This window comes from uncultured Tenacibaculum sp., from assembly GCF_947504135.1.
Lineage (GTDB): Bacteria > Bacteroidota > Bacteroidia > Flavobacteriales > Flavobacteriaceae > Polaribacter.
On sequence record NZ_CANNGG010000005.1, the window covers coordinates 165,143 to 186,159 of the forward strand.

17 protein-coding genes are annotated in these 21,017 nt (G+C 30.1%); 15 read left to right on the forward strand and 2 right to left on the reverse strand.

Annotated elements, in window-relative coordinates:
• Positions 1 to 415 precede the first annotated feature (415 nt).
• The 12 genes from Q0663_RS11535 (at position 416) to Q0663_RS11590 (ending at position 14,716) form a co-directional block, all read left to right on the forward strand.
• Positions 416 to 1,540, forward strand: coding sequence for a hypothetical protein (locus tag Q0663_RS11535; RefSeq protein ID WP_299011171.1), 1,125 nt, complete (start codon positions 416 to 418; stop codon positions 1,538 to 1,540).
• Positions 1,541 to 1,793: 253 nt separating this feature from the next.
• On the forward strand, positions 1,794 to 1,943 hold the full coding sequence (locus Q0663_RS11540; RefSeq protein WP_299011172.1) for a hypothetical protein: 150 nt from the start codon (positions 1,794 to 1,796) through the stop codon (positions 1,941 to 1,943).
• A 262-nt stretch (positions 1,944 to 2,205) separates the two neighbouring features.
• Positions 2,206 to 3,891 carry a hypothetical protein gene (locus Q0663_RS11545; RefSeq protein WP_299011174.1) on the forward strand — a complete coding sequence of 562 codons (1,686 nt, stop codon included), beginning with the start codon at positions 2,206 to 2,208 and terminating at the stop codon, positions 3,889 to 3,891.
• Between the two features lie 94 nt (positions 3,892 to 3,985).
• Positions 3,986 to 4,621, forward strand: coding sequence for a hypothetical protein (locus Q0663_RS11550; protein WP_299011177.1), 636 nt, complete (start codon positions 3,986 to 3,988; stop codon positions 4,619 to 4,621).
• Between the two features lie 68 nt (positions 4,622 to 4,689).
• Entirely contained in the window at positions 4,690 to 5,532 is an 843-nt protein-coding gene (locus Q0663_RS11555) for a hypothetical protein (RefSeq protein WP_299011179.1), read from the forward strand.
• A 10-nt stretch (positions 5,533 to 5,542) separates the two neighbouring features.
• Positions 5,543 to 6,505, forward strand: coding sequence for a hypothetical protein (locus tag Q0663_RS11560; RefSeq protein ID WP_299011181.1), 963 nt, complete (start codon positions 5,543 to 5,545; stop codon positions 6,503 to 6,505).
• A gap of 15 nt (positions 6,506 to 6,520) precedes the next feature.
• Complete coding sequence (locus Q0663_RS11565) at positions 6,521 to 8,599, forward strand: hypothetical protein (protein WP_299011183.1); 2,079 nt, start codon at positions 6,521 to 6,523, stop codon at positions 8,597 to 8,599.
• A 127-nt stretch (positions 8,600 to 8,726) separates the two neighbouring features.
• Positions 8,727 to 9,752, forward strand: coding sequence for a hypothetical protein (locus tag Q0663_RS11570; RefSeq protein WP_299011185.1), 1,026 nt, complete (start codon positions 8,727 to 8,729; stop codon positions 9,750 to 9,752).
• A gap of 12 nt (positions 9,753 to 9,764) precedes the next feature.
• On the forward strand, positions 9,765 to 10,781 hold the full coding sequence (locus Q0663_RS11575; RefSeq protein WP_299011187.1) for a hypothetical protein: 1,017 nt from the start codon (positions 9,765 to 9,767) through the stop codon (positions 10,779 to 10,781).
• A 10-nt stretch (positions 10,782 to 10,791) separates the two neighbouring features.
• On the forward strand, positions 10,792 to 11,838 hold the full coding sequence (locus Q0663_RS11580) for a hypothetical protein (RefSeq protein ID WP_299011189.1): 1,047 nt from the start codon (positions 10,792 to 10,794) through the stop codon (positions 11,836 to 11,838).
• Between the two features lie 374 nt (positions 11,839 to 12,212).
• Positions 12,213 to 14,072: a tetratricopeptide repeat-containing sensor histidine kinase gene (locus tag Q0663_RS11585; RefSeq protein WP_299011190.1), complete on the forward strand. Its 1,860-nt coding sequence runs from the start codon at positions 12,213 to 12,215 to the stop codon at positions 14,070 to 14,072.
• On the forward strand, positions 14,069 to 14,716 hold the full coding sequence (locus tag Q0663_RS11590; protein WP_299011192.1) for a response regulator transcription factor: 648 nt from the start codon (positions 14,069 to 14,071) through the stop codon (positions 14,714 to 14,716). Before Q0663_RS11585 ends, Q0663_RS11590 begins: the two co-directional genes overlap by 4 nt.
• 349 nt (positions 14,717 to 15,065) lie before the next feature.
• On the opposite strand, the gene Q0663_RS11595 is transcribed toward Q0663_RS11590, so the two are convergent.
• Positions 15,066 to 16,508 carry a PAS domain S-box protein gene (locus Q0663_RS11595; protein WP_299011194.1) on the reverse strand — a complete coding sequence of 481 codons (1,443 nt, stop codon included), beginning with the start codon at positions 16,506 to 16,508 and terminating at the stop codon, positions 15,066 to 15,068.
• Positions 16,509 to 16,889: 381 nt separating this feature from the next.
• On the opposite strand from Q0663_RS11595, the gene Q0663_RS11600 reads away from it, so the two are divergent.
• From Q0663_RS11600 to Q0663_RS11610, 3 genes are read left to right on the forward strand one after another with little or no spacing between them, the layout of a single operon-like run.
• Positions 16,890 to 18,047 (forward strand): hypothetical protein, encoded by a 1,158-nt coding sequence (locus Q0663_RS11600; RefSeq protein ID WP_299011196.1) that lies wholly within the window; start codon positions 16,890 to 16,892, stop codon positions 18,045 to 18,047.
• Positions 18,048 to 18,075: 28 nt separating this feature from the next.
• Complete coding sequence (locus Q0663_RS11605) at positions 18,076 to 19,692, forward strand: BCCT family transporter (protein ID WP_299011198.1); 1,617 nt, start codon at positions 18,076 to 18,078, stop codon at positions 19,690 to 19,692.
• Positions 19,693 to 19,695: 3 nt separating this feature from the next.
• A complete protein-coding gene (locus Q0663_RS11610) occupies positions 19,696 to 20,562 on the forward strand; it encodes a universal stress protein (protein WP_299011200.1) in 867 nt (288 codons plus the stop codon).
• Between the two features lie 147 nt (positions 20,563 to 20,709).
• On the opposite strand, the gene Q0663_RS11615 is transcribed toward Q0663_RS11610, so the two are convergent.
• Positions 20,710 to 21,012, reverse strand: coding sequence for a hypothetical protein (locus Q0663_RS11615; protein WP_299011202.1), 303 nt, complete (start codon positions 21,010 to 21,012; stop codon positions 20,710 to 20,712).
• Positions 21,013 to 21,017 lie beyond the last annotated feature (5 nt).

Consider the following 21,017-nt stretch of genomic DNA (forward strand, 5'->3'; position numbering starts at 1 on the left):
TTACGAAATTTACAAATACATAAAAGGAGATATTACAGAGATAAATAATAAACAAGTAACATTTATATTTTGAACTGAATATATTATTTAAAATCAAGATTCAAACGTCAGTTAATCTAAATACTCTATTATGTTAGTAAAAGTAAAAACAGCTACAATTTTTCATATGTATCTACAAAAAAAGTCACTATAAATAAGCACTTTAACAAGTAGTTAAAAATCAATAAGTTTTTTCCGAATCCTTTACAAGTATGAATTACTTGGCATAGCAAACAACAAATTAATCGATTTCCTGTGTTTAGGAGTTAATAAAAACATCTTCACCTCTTTTGTTCGTACATAAAAATGGTACAGATGCCCTATTTTTTAGCATTACATTTATGGGTATTTTGCTACACAAAATCTAAAAATAATTATGAGAACAAGATTATTTATATTAATGCTAGGCTTAGGCTCTTTACTCACTACTAATTCTCAAAACTTGGGAGACTTTAAACCCAAAGAACAACGCGGTGCTTACGGCTCTAGAAAATTTAAATCTAAAGATGTTTATATCGCTAATTTTTCAGTAAACTATCAGCTATATAATCTAAAAACTACAAAAACAAATGGTGGTTTTATGGGGAGAGCATTATCTGGTAAAACAAAAGCTTCTTTAGCTGTAGGTATGGATATTCCTGCTACTACACTACAACAAATAACAGATGATGCTTACCAAAATTTTATACAAGATTTAAAATCAAAAGGATTTAATGTACTGAATGGAGATACAGCCGCAAACACAAAGTATTATGAAGGGTATCAACGTTTTGAAAATATGGAAATGAGCCTATCAGAGGTTCCTGGTATGATAACTGTTTACCCTAAAAATACTGTTTTTTTTGTAAAAGGATTTACCAATGACGGTAAGAAAAAGCAAGGTGGATTTTTAGGAAGTATCAATAGATTAAAAAATGATGACGGACGTAATAGCATTACTAGTGAAATACGTACATATTCAAAATTATCGTCAGAATTAAATGATGCTACCATTATTAATGCAGATGTATATGTGTTATTTCTTGACGTAAAAAAGCCATATCAAGGTAGGGGAGCAAAGATTACTGCTAACACCAATTTACGTATTGCTGCGTATGAGCATGTAAAAAGTAGAGTAAAAAACAAATCGTTTACTACCAAAATAGGATTGACAGGAAAATCAAAGGAGAAAAATTACTTATGTGTTTCGGCAATAGATTTTGTGTCAGGAAAACATAATATTGGTAGTTCGCCACTTGGTACGTACACGGGAGTACTAAAAAAAGATTTACAAATAAATGACGTAGTAGGTAAAGAAAAAATACAAGCTTTTGCAAAAACCGACACAGATTATATAGGCATAGAAACTGCTTTTGGAAAAATGTATAGAGCAGATAATATTTCGGTAGAAAACACTGCATTAATAAAAGTAAACGCTAATAAATACGAAAAAGGTGTAGCACAAGCTATTACAAAGTTTTTAAAACATCATGTGAATGAGTTTAACCGAAAGTTTTTTTAACATTAGTGTTTGTTTTTTAAGACTCCGTATAAATAATATTCAAAAAAATCAATTATTATGAAAGTTAAAATTAAGGAGGCATGCATATCGTAGCTTATTCTTATAATAAGCACAAGTTATGCGCAAGAATTCCGTAAGCATATTAAGAAAAAAGATTTAAAAAAAACACAGAATAACATTCGAGTATTTTACTAATGGTAATGGTGATCTCCTATGATTTTAAGCTAATCAAGTCTTACTAGTGAGGCATAACATGGTAATACAATCAGGCGGAACAAATACATATCAAACATATAATAAAAAGCATCCAATTGACGGTACTGTAATTAAAATAAGTAAACAAACAGGTAAAATTGAAATGTTTACTTACAGAGACGACCCCTGTTTTAACTTAATTAACTGATAACCAACAACCGATCAATAAAAAAATGATTTAGGCAGATACAAGGTTAGGTCGTTAGGTAGACACAGTCGCAAACACAAAGTATCATGAAGGTTATCAACATTTTGAGAATATAGAGGTGAGCGTATCATAAGTACCTGGCATGCTTATAATTTATCTAAACGATGCTACTATTGTCAATGCAGATTTATATGTTCTATTTCGTAGTTTACTGAGCAAAGCTGAATTAAGCTGAAAGCACAATCATTAAACCTCATTTAAAATGAAAAAACTTTTTTTTATTGTAACATTTATTAGCATAACAGCTTGTTTAAATACGGTTAATGCTCAATCATTTATTTATGATGACATCAAGTTATCGTCTATTTACGATTTTTCTGAATTTAAATTCAATAAATACAGAGCGTATCGTACACACTTTGAAAAAGCTAACAGTAAAGGAAAGAGCTTAAAAAACAAGAAAAAATACAAACGAATAGACTTTATTAACCATGGTATGGCTCTTTATAGCACTAAGGTTAGGTATAATTCAGGACTCTTTGACGGGCAATTTCCATTTTGTACTAGATATTACGCCTCAAATGAACAGTTGAATTATGATTATAATATTGAAAATGGAAATAATATACTTCGAAACCCAATGTTTTATGAAAATGGTAACTTTTGGAATGGCGTTGTAGAAGATAAAGGCGAACCTGGGGTTAATCGGTTTGTGGAAATTGACCCTGACGGAAATAAGATTGTTGACTTACCTTATAAAGAAAGATATTTTTATAAAAAGCATCCAAAGTACGGTAGAAATCGTGTCGATTATGTTTCGTCGAAAAACCCATCATATTATGCTCCTGCAAATAATGAAAATGACCGATACTATGGTTACGACCATACGGGAAGTTATTATAATTATGAGAATGACCTCGAGCTGACAGGGTTTATTTATCCAACTAAAAAGGATGTAACTAATGGTTCTGTATTGTTTATGGAAGACAAAAAGACACAAGAAAACTATTGGGTAGTAATCATTGACAAAGAAATTAAATTTAAAATAAAAGCGCATGCCAATGAAAAGCCAGACATTCTGCAATTGAAAAGACAAACCGATTTTGAAGTCTATTCATATAATATTGCGACCTTAGTTAGCCACGGTATTGATACTTTAAACGGTTATGGGGTACATATGATTCCGCAAGATAATAACAAACCAGGTGATGGAACTTTTTTGGAAGTTGGGCACTTTAAAAACGGAAAACTTCACGGTATTGGCTACCGCACAAAAATAGTGAGATATCATCGCGGTTACAGGCATGATGTTGATGCCGACTACGGATTGTTTGAAAACGGAAATCCCAAGAACACAAAGCATATTTTTGGTAACTCGGTGACAAAATATGAGAATATTTGGGATGTTATGCCAATAGAAGGTTTTTCTCATAAGGGTAGAAGAGGCCTTACAGGACGAATAAAAAATGGTTTTGAAACCAAAATTAATGAGTTAAAAGTAGGTGATATAGTTTATATAGAAAGTATTAACCGTACTACGAAAATAAAAAGTGTGAATAACACCCAAAAGTATATCACGGTTTTTTCCGACAACCCTAATATAAAAGCCAAAATTACTAACAACGAAAAAGTTTATGTGAAACATGATTATGTTGCCGACAACAATCAATCCTGTGAGAAAACAATACGAGTGCCAATTTATAAAGAAACAAAAAAACATGTTTATACCATTCCTGCAAAATATACAAATGATTCTTATACGGTAAAAGGAGTTTATTACGATAAACACGTATACAAATCAAACTATATACCTGCCCAAAAAGTTTATAAAGAAATAAGGTATGTTGATGGGTATACAAAGCAAGTATGCCCAATATGTAACGGAACAGGTGCTGCTAATAAAGGTAAAATTATAAAAACGGACTGGATACCAGTAGTATTTAACTAAAATACAATTTAATAGGTTTAGAAAAACAAAACACTAACTACAGTTCCATTAACTAACATAACGAAATAAAGCCAAATTATAGCTTGATACTACAATGAAACCATTGCTATCTATATTAGAACGAACATTGCAACACAACCGAAAGTGGGATTTTATCATATTTACGCTATTAACCTTACTTTCGGTAGTAAATGGGCAATCTACCGTTTTTTATATTATTTACTTTTTTTGGTTTAGTGAACTAATACGAATTATTGTCGATAGGTTTTGTTATAAACAAAATGAAAATTCCATAGTTAACATCAAGAAAGGAGAAACCATTTTTAGCTCTTTATTTATAATGGTAGTTTATTTCATTTTTATTATTGTCTTTTTTGGATTTATAGCAAACTGGAAAAATAATGAACTTACTTTAATTAATATGGAAGTGCTATTTTTTAAAAATTGGTTTTTTAATAGCAATCTATTATTCGTATTGGTTGAACGGATTTACCTCCATAAAACAGAGCAACCATTAGCTGTTGGTTTTGGGATGTTTACGCCAAATATACTCATACTTCATATATCCATTATTATGGGTGCAGCGTTGCTATTTTTTGTGGTAAAAAATTTTCCTAAAACTTTTACACCCGATAATTTATGGGGCTCTGTCATTATCATATTCCCTTTTTTGATATTGAGTGCCATACTTTCTTCTTATAACACTTCAAAAATAAATATTCAACAATAAAATTTTAAAAAATGCAATTATTTATAAATCGTTTCATAACACTATGCTTTTTGCTAACAAGTTATTTTTTGGTAGCTCAAAATGAAATTGCTTATTACCCACCTGACTGGAGTTTTAAGAATACTATTGATGTGGTTGACTTTTCTCAAATAAAAACAATGACTAAAGAGGTCTTTGAAATTGATGAAAACAAAGAATATCCTTTTTCTAAAGAATATTGGAGCTGGAATAACACCTACCAATTAACGGACTATCGTTTTATAAATCAGCCAATGAAAGAAATGAGTTTTGATGTACGGATAAACTATACAAACCCGAATGGCAACCAAATAAAAACGATTACCATCTTTAATACAGTGAAAGAAAAGATGATTGAAGAACGCCAGTACAGCTATGGTTCTTTTAATGTAGATAAAATTGTCGTAAAAAGATATTTACTCAATACCAATCCAGATGTTTTTGAAGTAACCTATCAAGGAAATGATAATGATTATATTAAAGAAACAGTTTTTACCTCAAATAAAAAAATATCCTCGCAAACTAAAAGCTGGTACAATTACGCTACAAAAAGTTTAAAAAAAGAATACTATAAAGAGAACATTAAAACACCCGTAGAAACAGAACATTTAAAATTTGATGCACTTCAAAAACCTCTTGAGCGTACTATTGGTAATTTGGGTGTAACCACAACAACAAAATACAACTATAGAAGTAGGAAGGTAGAAGTGTTTGGTGATGAAACTGATTATAAAGAACTTATAAATATAGAAAAAGACAGTGAACCCTACCAAAAATTTGAATATGAATATGATGATAATTATAATTGGATAGTACGTAAAACATATCAAATGAAAAATAATAAGTGGTTATATACTACTATTACCAAACGTACTATAACATATAAAAACTAATATGAATAAGATGAAAAAAATAATCGTTTTACTGTTTGTTATCAATGTTTTTAAAACGTATAGTCAAAAAACAAATGACTATCTAATACCACCACAAACTCATTGGAAATCATTCGGTTTTAAAAAACAGGTAAAACAAGTAAATATAGCCTATTACAAAGTAGATAGCATATCATACAAACCAACAATGATAGAAGTGTATTCTTTTAACAAAGAAGGATTTATTATACAAAAGTATTTTAAAATATCTGGTAAATACGCTAGCGAAACAGCTACTAATTATGAATATAATAATGGCTTGTTAGACAGTATAAACACGTATGCTTCATCAGTAAATTTTAATAACAAACAAAAATTACATTATAACACCAATCAAAAACTCACAAAAATTGTAGCGAATGGCAAGTTTTCAAATTTTACAGATACGTATACGTATAAAAATGGTTTGGTAAATTCAATAGAAAGATCATACTCCAACGGGGGGAGAATGACAACTTATTTTAACCATAATAAAAATTACAGTCGTATTAAAGAAACTAGTGTAAATGGTAAAATTACTGAAAGTTATACTGTTTACGATGGAACTGAAAAATTTGCATCATTCTATTTGGGCAGAGAACCGATAGTTACTTTTTACAAGGCTTATCATCATAATGATTTAGATATCGAAGTAAATGAAAACGCATTAAACTATGCCTTAAAAATGCGAAAATTAAAAGAACAAGAACCTGATTCATTTGTCAAACTTATGGGTGAACTACAAGGTAAACCCACCACAAGAACCATTTTTACTATTCCTGCAGAAAGTAGAAACGAAACGGGCGATTGGATAAAGCGTTTGCAAATAGACAAACAATATAATATGCATATAAGACGATTGGTATTTAAAAAACTAATCTATGCAGATGGATCCGAAAGTGGTAGCACCAATTTTGATGTGTTTTTTGAAAAAAAAGTAGCTCGTTTAAAATAAAACACCCATAAAAAAATGAAAAAATATTACACACTCATTATCATATTTTTATTAAAGACACTTGTAGCTGAAGCACAAACTATAAATTGGGTAAACGCTCCTGTTAATCCATTACCCAAAGGTGCTAGTTTAGATAAAACACATCTAAAGGGTGATGTATTTCAAGACAGTTTTACTTTTTACGATAATAAGGGTAATTGGTTAGATATAAAACATAGAATACATATAAAATTTGACAATTATAACAGACCCATATCAGTAACTTACACCAATGGAGAAACACTCAATTTCAAATATGATGCTAACGGAAATCTTATTTACGACGAAGGAAAAATTTATGAATACGATGCACAAAACAGAATTAAAAAAGCAATTTACGGCTACAAAACAGAAAAATATAGTTATATAAAACAAGGTGATTTGGTTATAGTAACTATTACATCTAAAGAAACAGATAAACTACCAACTACTAAAACTGAATATTACAGAAACGGGTTGCTAACAGCAAGAAAAGCAAACCAAAATAACAGTAAAACATTTTTTAAATATCAATACGATTCTAAAGGTAACTGGATACAAAGAACAGAAACCAATGCTGCAGGTAATGTGTTACACCAATATAACAGAAGCATTATTTATCATAGTGAATATAAAGATTTTGAAAAAAATGCACAAATTAAAAAAACTACGGGCGACTTAAACTTAAAAGGCGGTTTGGCCATACCTCATTTATATATCAATGGTAAATTAGACAATACGTCGCTATGGAACAAATTTAACAACGATTATATATTCTTTAATCCATTAACGAACACTTATTACATTGCGAGAAACGCCCTTGACACATCAATAACTTTAAATACTACAATTCCTTTTGAATTTTTACTACAGTCAGAAAATAGTATTATTAGTGACGGTAAATCAGCAATGTGTATAGAGCGAGGCATCCCATCAATTCTTTCTTACAGAAAGTGGAAATACCAATCAGAATATAAAAATATCATTGCTAGAGATACTAAAAGTAAAGATGTTTATTTTGCAGAAAGCGCACTGCAAAATACTAGTAAAGAAACCAAGGCATACCCTGCAATTTCTATGACCTCTAGAGGAAGTTCAATTTGGTATATCCCATCAGAAGACAAAGAACACGTAAGCTTTTTTATAGCAGGTATACGGTTTAAGGATTATAAAATTGAAGGATATATTGAAGGGACAAAAGACTACGTGTTTTCAACCAGTAATGTTCCAACTTATGTATTAAGTAACTTTGCTAATTCAAAACCCGGCGTATTTAACAAAGGACGTTATTTTAATATTTCTACCGATAAAATTTCAGGCAAAACTAATACTACTCAACCTCAAAATAATAAAACAGACAATGCTTGCATAAAAGGTAACTGTACCAATGGTTATGGCACCTATGTTTTTAATAGCGGTAGCAAAGTGTTTGGCTTTTTCAAAAGTGGTAAACTACACGGTTATGCACAATTTTTCTTTGCCAATGGTAATCGTTATGACGGTGATTTTTATAATGGGTATCGTAATGGTTTTGGAATTTATTATTGGAATAAACTCAACGAGCAGTATTATGGGCATTGGAAAGATGGCAAACAACACGGTTATGGGTATTACGTTAAAAACAACAAAACTTTTCAGGCGGGTATTTACACACAAGGTAAATTAACCACCAATCTTTTTACTGATTATTTACAGAAAAAATCAACCGGTAAAAATTGCTTAGGAAACTGCCAAAATGGGTATGGTGCCTTTAAATACAACCAAGGAGATGTATATGTTGGCTTCTTTAAAAACGGACTACCATATAAGGCAGGCGCTTACAGGTGGGCTAACAAAAACTTTTATGTAGGCGACTGGGATAGCAATGGTAAAATTAATTATTCAGGAATGTTTAAAACACCAACCTATGTGTATTCTGGAGCATTTGCCCAGAATGGATATATTACGGGTTTAGGTGTTAGAACAGATATTAAAACCTTCACTCAAACCTATGGTGAGTTTAAAAACGGTCAACTAATTGTAAATTATGCAAACGGCTACAATCCTGCAAATAGTAAAACAATGCCTCAGAAATAATTGAGAATGCACAACAAAGTTTGGCAAAAAAATAACTATCAATAAAGTAAATAAAGACCACGCAGTTAAAGATTTATATAAGATAAGCATCTAAAAAAATATAAATAAAAAAAAACTAAAAAACAATATGCTCCTAAAAATTAAATTTATTACAGTCATTTTTTTAGTATTAAATTGTAATGCTATTGCACAATCTTTACCAAAGATTACAGCTAAAGACTACGGATTTACACAATCGGTTAAAAAAGTTGAGATGGTAACGTATACGTTACATTCTGAAAAAGCAATACAAACCGAAAAAGTTAGCTACAATTTCAACACTGATGGTACCATAAAAAGCTACGAAAGAAAAAGCAATACGAGTAGCGATTGGTTAAAATTAAGCAGTAACTATAAAAAAGGTCTTTTACGCAAAAGAATAATTAAACATCGTAATTCTAATTTAAACAGAAAACATCAATATGTTTATGATACACAGCATAATTTAATAGAAGAGCGCATCTATTTAAAAAAAGGGAAAAAAAATCATATAAAATATGAGTATCAAAACAATAAGCTACAAAGCATTATAGCTAATATAAATGATACTAATTCTATAACTACATTTTATTATACCCAAAAAGGTAATTTGTATAAAAAAGTACATCATCAAAAACATAAAGCTAAAGAAGATGTAATTTCTAACCACTTCTATTTAGAAGATAAAGAAATTTTATCCCATACAGAACCTAGCACTAATTACAAGGCATTTATATATACAGAAATAGTAGATATTGCTTTTAAAATTATTGAAGAGAATAATGCTACAAGCAGAATAAATAAAGGTATTCAACGATTTAATAAAGAGGCACCAAAAGATAATATCCCTTTTAACTTAGAGCAATATAGCAATCAAACTTGGCAATTTTACGAAAAGCATTTAGACAAGATAGAACCTTACCAAATAACCATCTATTCCTACAAGAAAGACACCTTAGGTAACAAGGTAAAATATGCCACAGCCAATGTAAATATCAAGCAAGAAAACATAGCAACTATTCAGTTTTTTAGAACAACGTTACAAAATGGCAATATCGTTGGCGACACAAAGTATAATGAAAACACGTATTTAGAATTGGTAGAACATCTTAAATATATCAAAATTCCTAAATAAACATTTTTAACTATGACAGAAAATAATTATGAAATAAAACCGCTTTCTTCTAAAGATAAGAAAAAAATTAGTCAGCAGTATGTTTTCTTGGTTATTTTCTTAATTTTTGTAGGTGGTATATTCTTTTTTATTTTTAAAAATGTATTAAAGCCCGCAAAATTTAGTACAATTCCTATAATCGTTTTTGCTATTTTTTTATTGTTCTTCTTAAGTATTATAGTGTACACATTTTGGAGTACCTACATTGATTTAAAAAAAGGAATTAAACATTGCTATACAGGAATTATTACCGATAAACGAATAGATAAACACACCTCTTCTTCAAAAAGCTTTACCTCAAGAGCGGGTAATCGTTCAAATAGTACTACCACTAAAACTTCATATTATATAAGTGTTGACATTCAAGAACACAGTATTCCTTACACGGTATATTCAAAAGCTACTATAGGAGACAAAATATATTTAGAAGTAAGTCCAAAAAACAAAGAGGTTTTAACATTTACTATATTAGAGAACCATCAGCAATCGATTGAAGTTAATAACACCCTTAATTTCATTCCAAATAAAAGTAAAACTATGCCAATGAGTCAAAAAGAAGTAGATGTAGTTAAAAAGATATTTTGGAAAAAAATGAGAAAAAGATTAATTTTTGTAATAGCATTTGCATTACTGTTATTATTGTTATGGCAAGGTATTTTTATTTTTATAATTCCTGTACTTGTTGCTTTTGTATATGCTTCATTTAAACTACTTATAGAAATAAATAACTATGCAACGTTTTTTAGAAATGGAAAACTCAAACAAATAACAACAGTTCAGGTTAATGACAAACTTAAAATCACTTCCAATAGAAACGCAACCAAGTTTCGTTTAGTTACTAATAATGGAAACATTGATGTGTCAGAAAACATATACAACAAAGTAAAATCAAACGATATTATTGATTTGCACAAAGCATCGTTCATTACTATTCTTATTGCAGTAAATTTTAACTCACACAATATATACTTGTTTAATGAAACTATATAAATCTTCTGTTATGAAAAAAATAGGTTCACAGCTTCTTTTAAGTATCATTTTTATGTTTTTTATAAACAAGGCATATAGTAACGCTGCGCAACCTGGTATTTGGAATGCTGGTGGAACCGTATTTACAATGCTATATCCCGAAGACTCTCTCTCTTTTAAAAAAGTGCAAATGCAACAAGAAAACATATACATTCAGTTATATAAAGGTTTTGCAGTGGTAAAAGGAGTATATTGGTTTCGTAATACAACAAATGATTCTTTACGATTCAAAATGGGGTATCCTACCAATGGCATCTATGCTGGTGGAGACAACTATCTTAACCACGTTACTTTAGATTCATTAAGCCAATTTAAAATAAGAGTCAAAAACAATTTGCTACCGTTATTTAAAGAAGCACACCCAGAACTCAATAAAAATTACAAAAAAACAATACCATTTAGCGATAATTGGAAAGTTTGGAACATGGAATTCACCCCAAACGAGCTACAAAAAGTAGAAGTGTATTTCATTGTAAACACCAACAATGCAAGAGTAAAGAAAGGTTATGAAAGCGAAAGTAAAAATGCATTTATTTATCTGTTAGAGAGCGGAAGTGTATGGAAAAACCCCATAAAACATGGTGATTTTTACATTGAATTAATGGACGGGTTAAACGATTCTGACATAAAAGGACTTTCCTCAGGATTTGATTTTCGTTATAATGAAACACATAAACTATACACAGGCACAAAGACTAATTTTTCTCCTACACCAAAAGACAATTTAGTTATTACGTATCACCAAAAAGAGGAGGCCTTTTCTTTTGAAAATATTTTATTAGAAGCCGAAAATTTATTTATAACTGTTGATAAATTAGCTATTTTACCTTTAAATAACTTAACATACAACCCAATTGAAATTAAAAGCCCTTATGATGTAAAAGACTCTTATTGGATTAGTTTTCCTACTTTATTAGTTCTTTTTGTTACCTATTCACCCATTATTATAATAAGTATTTTATTTATCATTATAATTTGGGCAACCATAAAATGGTTAAAAATAAAAAGAAGAAAATAATAATTTTAAATATATGATTGCACTTACTCTTTTATTTATACTAATTTTTTGTTCTTTAGGAATTACTATAAAGCTACTTCTAATTTTTTTTCCGAATACAATAATCTTCATCTACTTAACAACAAAGAACTACAAAACCACTTTAAAGTTCTAAACACAAAAACTCTAGAAGACAAAATAAAAACCGACACAATTATTAACAAACAATTGATAGAAATTGAACAAAAAATTTCTGCCTTCAAAAATAAAAAAGAGTTAGAAATAGTGGTCGGCTCTCTTAAACAACTACTCATAACCTCATTAAAACTACTTAAAAACAAATAGTTAATAAAGAATAAATTAATACATTTACATAAAATAAACTAATGTATTTCATGCAATTAAAAAAGATCATAACGATTATTTTTATAGTTTTTTTCTCACTGAATTTACATTCACAAAGATTAACCTTATTAGATAGTATTAAACTAACTGTACAAAAAGAACCTAACTACAACAAAAAAATTAACCTTCTACAAGAAAACATTAAGAAAATATATACAACAAAATTTGATGAATCTATACAGTTAGCCCATTTTGGTTTAAAGCTTGCTAACAAAAACAATGACAAGATTAATAAGGGAGATTTTTTAAGAACAATAGGTCTTTCATTAGGAAAAAAAGGAAATATAGATAGTGCTTCCGTTTATTACCATAAAGCTTTAAAAGAATTGGAACAAAGTAATGATAACAAAAAGTTAGGGCTGTTATACGATGATATGGCTAGAATGTACAGAAAATTACAACAATCAGATAGGGCTTTATATTTTTATGACAAAGCATTAACTTTATATCAAAACGATTCTAATTTAGAAGGAATTGCCCGAATTAACAATGAAAGTGGAGCGGTTTTTAATGCTGAAGGAAATTATACAGAAGCTAATAAAAGATTTCTAAAATCACTACAAATACAACAGCAAAGAAACGATTCTCTTGGCATAGGTTACTCGCTAGAATTTCTTGGTAATAATCAACTCCTTATTAAAAACTATAAAAAGGCTGAAAGTTACTTACACCAAGCCTTAAAAGTTCGTCAAAAAGGAAAAGATGAATTTGCACTAATGCTTAATTATACTGCTTTGGGTGAGTATTACAAAGAAGTAAAAAAACATAAACTTTCTAATAATTATTTTGAAAAAAGCAACACTATTGCAAAAAAAATTAAATTTCCAGACATACAACGCTATAACTATCAGCAAATGATGAAAAACTATGAAGATGTTAATAATTATAAAAAGGCTTTTAATAACCTTAAAGCATTTAACATTCTTAACGATAGTTTATACAATATAGAAAAATTAAAAAATATAGAAGAAATTACAACTAAATACGAAACAGTTGAAAAAGAAAATCAAATACTACAACAAAAAGCTGAAATTGCAAAAAATAAACTTCATTTAAAAAATAGAAATTTATGGATTTTCGGGTTAACTACTTTAGCGGTAATTATTAGTGTCATTGGTTTTTTATTATACAAACAACAAGTGCTAAAAAATATTAAACAACAAAGAGAAAATGAACTAAAACTTGCTATTGAAAAAATAGAATATCAAAACAAATTACAAGAACAAAAATTATCTATTTCAAGAGATTTACACGATAACATTGGAGCTCAATTATCTTTTATTGTTGCTGCAATTAATACTATTAAATATTATCTTTCTGACAAAGATGAAAAATTAACTAGCAAATTAGATACTATTAAAAAATTTGCAAAAGTAACTACGCAAGAACTACGAGATACCGTTTGGGCAATGAATAAATCAGATATTTCTATTAAAGATTTACACTCTCGAATTGCAAATTTTATCGAAAAAGCGAAACAATCACAAAATAAAACTAATATAACTGTTAATGTAGATGAAAATTTTCCTGAAGACGTAACCTTTACGTCCTTACAAGGACTGAATGCATTTCGCATTATTCAAGAGGCTACCAATAATGCTCTTAAATATGCAAAAGCTTCACAAATAATCATCCATATTTATAAAAAGGAAGATAATATATGTTTCTCTGTAAAAGATAACGGCAAAGGCTTTTTAGAAAAAAACGTAGAATTAGGCAATGGATTATTGAATATGAGAAAACGATCCATAGAATTAAAAAGTCAACTCAACATACAAACTGAACTAGAAAAAGGGGTTGAAGTTTCATTTTGTTTTATAATTCCAAAAACAACAATACATAAGGTATGAAAACTAGAGTAGCCATTGTAGATGATAATATTTTTTTAATAAAAAGCACCAAAGAAAGCCTCTCTTTTTTTGAAGATATAAGCATCGTATTTACAGCCAACAACGGATTAGAATGCATACAAAAACTTAGCGAAAATAAAAATACTGACCTGATATTAATGGATATTGATATGCCCAAACAAAATGGCATAGAAGCCACTGCCTTGATAAAACGAAAATATCCGCAAGTAAAAATAATTATGCTTACTGTTTTTGATAATGACGAACAAATTTTTAATGCAATACAAGCAGGAGCAGATGGTTATTTATTAAAAGACGACGAACCAAAAACTCTTTATAACGCTATCACAAAAACCCTTACTGGTGGCGCTGTTATGACTCCATCTATAGCTCTTAAAACACTAAATCTTTTACGCACTCCTTTATCTCTACAAAAGGATGAAGAAGAAAATGTAAAACTAACAAGTAGAGAAATTGAAGTCTTAGAACAATTAGCAACAGGGTTACCATATACCTCAATAGCTGAAAATTTGTTTATCTCACCATCAACAGTTAGAAAGCATATTGAAAATATATATAAGAAGCTACAAGTACACTCAAAGATTGAAGCGATTACCTTAGCAAAGAAGAAACGCTTAATATAAAACTTTAATCTATAGCAATATTTATAGGCTTAAGATTCATTACAAACTAATGCTTATCTTAATTTCACAATCCTTAATTTATATAAGAAAAATAGATGTTTTACATAAATTGCAACAATTACATACTTACATAATATTTAAAACGCCCGCAACATTTTAAAGATTATATAAAGTAAAATGAAAGTAAATAAAAAACCGAGATAAAATTAATCTTCTGAAAAACAAACACTTCCCTTACAAACATCAATAAAACTAACATTATTAGAAACCTCCTTTGCTTATCGGCACCCCCTAACCACTACCAAAAAACTAAAGGAAAATAGTTTTTGCAGGTAACTCAACGATAATATTATTCCTCCTTTTTTGATTGATTACTTTTAAATCCAATTCTCCTTCTTGACTCTTGATCTTTTTTTTCTAATTCTGCCTCTAATCTTTTATACCTACTTATATCTTTAATAGTTACAACAACTGCTGCTATGTTGTTTTCATTATCTATTATAGGCCTTCCACTCAGTAAAACTCTCCTAATAGCATTCGTCTCTTTATTCAATAACAATACATCAATATCGTTGGTAATTTTACCTAGCAATGCCAATTCTGCAGATAAATTTTGTGCTGGAAAAACTTTTCCATCATATGGATTTAACACCTTAAAATGATCTGAAAAATCAATTGATATTTGGGAATCATCTTCAATACCAAAAAGCTCATTTGCAACCTCATTAGCCAATATAACTTGCTTATCAGTGTTTGCTACCAAAACCCCGTCACTAATGTTTTCTATAATCATATTCAACTTTTGCTGGTTCTCATACAAATCATTCATTCTTCTTTCATTCTCTTCTTGCAACAACAGCTCTTTGGTAATATCTCTAACTACAGCATATAATGTTCCAGTAGCCGTATCAGAAGTAGCATTCCATGACAACCATTTAATACTTTGATCCTTACATATCCATCGACTTTGAAAACTCACCAAAGTTGCTCCTTCTTCTAATTTGTTAATTGCCTCCTTTGTTTTTTCCAGATCCTCAGGAAAAATATAAGTAGCAAATGGAGTATTCAAAAGTTCTTCTTTTGTATATCCTAAAAGATTGCTTAACGAAGGATTGACTCTTAAAAATTTTTCACTGGTAGCAATTACTAAACTATCTGTAGAGATATTGAAGAAGGTATCGGCTGTCTTTTGCGACTCCATAATCATTTTCCTTTCTGTAATATCTGTTGATATACTTCCTATAGCATACACTCTGTTAGAGATATCAAACAAAGGAAACTTTACTGATAAATACGTATGCTCTCCATCAGACTGTTTAATTACCTCTTCTACTTGAATTTCTCTTCCCAACTTCATTGCCTCTAAATCGGCATCAAGATATTTATCAGCTAATTCTTCTGGTAAAATATCATGATCGGTTTTTCCTATTAAATCTTTATCATAGGCTTCAAAAATTGATTGATACTTCTTATTTACCAACATATACTCGCCGTTTATTTTCTTTACGGAAATTGCATTGGTAGTATTCTCTATTATCGAGTGCAGTAATTTTTGACTTTTTAACAATTCTTCTTCCGATTTCTTTTTTGCTTTAAGCTGTGTTCTTAAAATAAAAAACACAGTTGTTAACATCCCTAAAATAACAACGATTAGCCCCAATGAAATCCAATTCCACCAAACATCACTAGTATTAAAATTTATTTGTTTCAAATAAATAATACCTAACGCTACAACCATGCTACTATTTATAATATAGCCATACAAATTCTTTCTTTCCATTGAGGTTTTCATCTATACACGATATTTAATACACTAATATATTGAAATTTAAAAACATAAAAATGCTAATCATCATTTAAAACATCTTAAACCGATATTTTTTAATCAAAAAACAATACTTGTCCTTTTTTCAAATCACTCAAAAAAGTCTATTTTTTGAAAACCCCTTTTTAATAATTATCTTTGCTGCCTATGATAAAAAAACTAAAAGACAAAAAGAACAAAAGAATTTTCAGCTTTAACTTTTTGGTTTTCAGAAATCAATCCAACAAATTCATCCCTCCTTCTGAATAAAAATCCCTTTTTATCAAGCTAAAAAGAGTTTCCCTTAACTCTTAAACATGAAAATGTACTTTTTACAAGCACACTTTCTTCACATTTATTATTACAACAATGAATTTCTCAAAAAAAAGCCTAGTCTTAGTCGCTTTTTCTTTTGTTACAGCTATGTTTTCACAAGAAAAACCTAAGGTTAAAATTGGCGGGGCATTACGATTTAACTATAATCTATCTTCTTGGAAAGATGGACAAAAAAAGCGTGGAGGCGATTTCGGTTTCGATGTCTTCAGGATTAATGCTAAAGCTAAATACAAAGGAATAAAACTTAATGCCGAGTATCGTTTTTACTCGCAAAGTTTTGGAGGTAGCATGCTTAAACAAGGTTGGTTAGGATATGACTTTAACGAAAAAGACAATATTCAATTAGGATTAACACAAGTACCCTTCGGTAATACTCAGTACAACTCTCATAGTTGGTTTTTTGGCATCAACTATTATTTAGGTTTAGAAGACGACCATGATATGGGAGTGAAATTCACCCATAAAGGGAAAAAATGGGAATACGCCTTGGCCTTTTTTAAAAATGCTGAGGAACTTAATTTTGGAAGCAACTCTGATGTTTCCGACAGCCGATACTCATACGATGTTGCCTCAATAGACATTGATGGTGATGGAAACCTAGATTTAAGATATAAAGAAACAAATCAATTAAACGGTAAGGTAAATTATCACTTCGGAAACAAAAACACACAACACAAAATAGGTTTTTCCGCACAATATGGTGGTCTCTATAATTTAGACACTGAAGATACTTCTAGTCATTATGCCTTTGCCTTACACTACCTACTAAACGCAAAAAATTTTGATGCTAAAGCGCAAGTATCTAAATACAAATACAACACAAAAAATACTACTTATAAAGATCTTATAGCCTTAACTGCTTATGGAGCTCCTTACCTTACTGCAACAGAAGCAACAACATATACTTTAGGCGCTGCATATACCTTCCCTGTAAAATGGAAACCTATTTCTAGCATACAAGTTTATAATGACTTTGGTTATATGGATAAAACAGCTGAGAATTTTGAAGACAGTATTATGAATGTTTTTGGATTCTTGGTAACAGCTGGTAATGTTTATACTTATGTAGACTTTGCCGCAGGAAAAGATCATCCTTGGTTAGGCCCTGTATGGACAAATGCTTTAGCAAACGGAACACCTAATGCTGACTGGGACATGAGATTTAACATAAACATCGGATATTATTTTTAATTATATGAACGAGACAAATCATCAACAAATGAAGAAAGCTAAAAAAATAATTAGAAGTGACGAGAGGAAATCGATTTTTGGACTTGAAGTTAACGGTCCTGTATTCTTCACTTCTTCAATAGTAATAATACTAAGTGTAGCTTTAACGTTACTCTTTAAAGAAAGAGCTCAATCCTATTTTGATACAGCACAAAATTTTATAGCAAATAAAACTGGTTGGCTATTCATTTTAGCTGTAAACATTTTTGTTGCTTTTATGCTCTACTTAGCTTTTAGTAAATACGGAAGCTTACGTATTGGTGGAGCTAAAGCAAAACCAGAATTTTCAACTACTTCTTGGTTTTCTATGCTCTTTAGTGCTGGTATGGGTATTGGGCTACTTTTTTGGAGTATTGCCGAACCTGTTTATCATTTTTCTTCGCCTCCTTTAGCCGATCCAAACACAGCTGCTGCTGCTAAAGAAGCCATGAATGTTACTTTTTTACACTGGGGATTGCATGCTTGGGGTATTTATGCATTAGTAGGCTTATCCTTAGCTTATTTTACATACTCTAGGGGGCTTCCTTTAACTATTCGTTCAGTATTTTATCCTTTTTTAGGGGATAGAATTCATGGTAGAATTGGTGATATTATAGATATTTTTGCTGTTTTAGCTACTGTTTTTGGTTTAGCAACTTCATTAGGGTTAGGTGTTAAACAAGTAGCTGCTGGTTTAGAGCACGTTTTTGGTTTAGATTCAGGAATTTCATTACAAATATGGCTAATTGTCGGAATCACACTAATCGCCACCATATCAGTAATTTCAGGAGTTGATAAGGGAGTAAAGTTTTTAAGTGAAATGAACATGCGTATTGCAGTATTATTATTACTTGCCGTAGTAATTTTAGGTCCCACTATTTTCATCTTAAAATCGTTTGTACAAAATACTGGTAGTTATGTAAACGACTTAATCAATCTTTCTACTTGGGCTGAAGCCTATACAGGAACAGAATGGCAAAACTCATGGACTATTTTTTATTGGGGATGGTGGATAGCTTGGTCTCCTTTTGTAGGTATGTTTATCGCACGTGTTTCTAAAGGAAGGACTATTAGAGAGTTTATTCTTGGAGTATTAATCGTCCCTACATTAATTACCTTGTTTTGGATTACTGCTTTCGGAGCAACCTCATTACACGAAATTTTAGGAGGAGACCCCACTATTGCAGAGGGTGTGAATGACAATGTTGCAACTGCTCTTTTTGTGTTTTTAGAAGGCTTTCCTTTTTCAATGGCGTTAAATATAATAGCAATTTTGCTCATCGCTAGTTTCTTTGTTACCTCATCAGATTCTGGTTCTTTAGTCGTTGATAGTTTAACCTCTGGAGGAAAAATTGACGCTCCTGTAGGGCAACGAATATTTTGGGCACTTGCAGAAGGTGCTGTGGCTGCTGTTTTATTATTAGGAGGAGGTTTAAAAGCTTTACAAACTGCTTCTATTGCAACCGGACTTCCTTTTACCTTACTTTTGCTACTCATGTGTTATTCTCTTTACAAAGGATTAAAAGAAGACTACAAAGAACATATAAAACGTCTAAACCAAAAAGAAAAGGAAGAATACCAGGAAACTGTGAAAAGATTAATAGATTCGAAAAAACAAAAATCTTAAATTATGAAAATTAAAAATATACTAGTTGCCTTAGATCTTTCCGAACTAGATGTTACACTTATTAAGTATTGTAGCATGCTTGCAAAAAACCATGAAACAGAGAATGTATATTTTATTCATAATGTAAAAAAATATGAAATAAGCAACTTATTCTCTGAACAGTTAGAAAACATTAATATTGAAGAAATTATTGAAGAAGAACTTGAAAGTAGCATAAGTAAACATTTTAATGCCGACTGCAACTATGAATTATTAGTTTCTGATGATGCTTATACAGAAAGTTTAATCAGTTATGTTGCCAATAAATATCATGCTGATTTAATTATTCTAGGTAATAAAAACACCTATAAAGGTTCTGGTTCTGTTTCAGGAAAGTTATTACGAATGGCAAAATGCAATATTCTTTCTATTCCTAAGGAAGCAAACCTAAATCCAGAAAACCTTATGGTTGCTACTGATTTTTCATCAGCCTCACTAAAAGCATTTCATACCGCTTCAGACATGAGTTCAAAACAAAAATCTACGTTAAAAGCGCTGAATGTTTTTAAAATACCTCAGCTATTTTTTCCTTACATAAAAGTTGATAAAGCTCGAGAAAAAGTAGAAAAACACGTTGATTCACAGTTTGAAAAATTACTTCAAAAAACAAAAGCTAAACATATAGAAACTCTTAAAGCTTCTGCAGGTGATGACAGTATTCCTGAAAAAATTAGAACTATTGCCGAAAAAGATAAAACAGACATTTTATTCGTTGCTGACAAAGGACATAACAACTTTACTTCTCTTTTAGTAGGAAGTGTTACTGAAGAATTGTTTACACAAGATTTACACGTACCTCTATGGGTAGTTAAACGTTATATCACCTCATAAAACAAAAAAAAACGGAGCTAATTATTAGCTCCGTTTTTTTATTACTCAATTCTTTTTTTCTCTAATTTTGCGATTTCTTTCACAGTATTAAAAAGAGTTTCTTTTAAGAACTCACTTACTTCAATAATTAATCTTCGATGTTCATTTTTATAAACTTCTTCGATCTACTCCATCTATCATTACTTCTAACCCTCTTTCATGAGCCTCTACAAGCTTAATTAAATCGTCCGTTTTTTTTCTAGATTTCCCTAACTCTTCAACTATTTTAGTTGTTCCCTTAAATTGATCAGGAGCTATTAATTCAAAAATATACTTTCTAATTAAATCTTCAAAAAAGAGTTGTTCATCTTTCAAAAAAGAAAGTTCAGACAGCCATTGTTTTGAGGTTGAATGCATATCTTCTGCACTCAACCATTCAACATATTTTACATATGTGTTTGTTGTTTTCATTGAGC

Excerpts from the sequence above, each read along its gene's own strand:
- Q0663_RS11585 (WP_299011190.1), top strand. The coding sequence starts at position 12,213 with ATGCAATTAAAAAAGATCATAACGATTATTTTTATAGTTTTTTTCTCA.
- Q0663_RS11540 (WP_299011172.1), top strand. The coding sequence starts at position 1,794 with ATGGTAATACAATCAGGCGGAACAAATACATATCAAACATATAATAAA.
- Q0663_RS11560 (WP_299011181.1), top strand. The coding sequence starts at position 5,543 with ATGAAAAAAATAATCGTTTTACTGTTTGTTATCAATGTTTTTAAAACG.
- Q0663_RS11600 (WP_299011196.1), top strand. The coding sequence starts at position 16,890 with ATGAATTTCTCAAAAAAAAGCCTAGTCTTAGTCGCTTTTTCTTTTGTT.
- Q0663_RS11570 (WP_299011185.1), top strand. The coding sequence starts at position 8,727 with ATGCTCCTAAAAATTAAATTTATTACAGTCATTTTTTTAGTATTAAAT.
- Q0663_RS11550 (WP_299011177.1), top strand. The coding sequence starts at position 3,986 with ATGAAACCATTGCTATCTATATTAGAACGAACATTGCAACACAACCGA.
- Q0663_RS11595 (WP_299011194.1), bottom strand. The coding sequence starts at position 16,508 with ATGAAAACCTCAATGGAAAGAAAGAATTTGTATGGCTATATTATAAAT.
- Q0663_RS11615 (WP_299011202.1), bottom strand. The coding sequence starts at position 21,012 with ATGAAAACAACAAACACATATGTAAAATATGTTGAATGGTTGAGTGCA.
- Q0663_RS11610 (WP_299011200.1), top strand. The coding sequence starts at position 19,696 with ATGAAAATTAAAAATATACTAGTTGCCTTAGATCTTTCCGAACTAGAT.
- Q0663_RS11545 (WP_299011174.1), top strand. The coding sequence starts at position 2,206 with ATGAAAAAACTTTTTTTTATTGTAACATTTATTAGCATAACAGCTTGT.
- Q0663_RS11535 (WP_299011171.1), top strand. The coding sequence starts at position 416 with ATGAGAACAAGATTATTTATATTAATGCTAGGCTTAGGCTCTTTACTC.
- Q0663_RS11605 (WP_299011198.1), top strand. The coding sequence starts at position 18,076 with ATGAAGAAAGCTAAAAAAATAATTAGAAGTGACGAGAGGAAATCGATT.
- Q0663_RS11580 (WP_299011189.1), top strand. The coding sequence starts at position 10,792 with ATGAAAAAAATAGGTTCACAGCTTCTTTTAAGTATCATTTTTATGTTT.
- Q0663_RS11590 (WP_299011192.1), top strand. The coding sequence starts at position 14,069 with ATGAAAACTAGAGTAGCCATTGTAGATGATAATATTTTTTTAATAAAA.
- Q0663_RS11575 (WP_299011187.1), top strand. The coding sequence starts at position 9,765 with ATGACAGAAAATAATTATGAAATAAAACCGCTTTCTTCTAAAGATAAG.
- Q0663_RS11565 (WP_299011183.1), top strand. The coding sequence starts at position 6,521 with ATGAAAAAATATTACACACTCATTATCATATTTTTATTAAAGACACTT.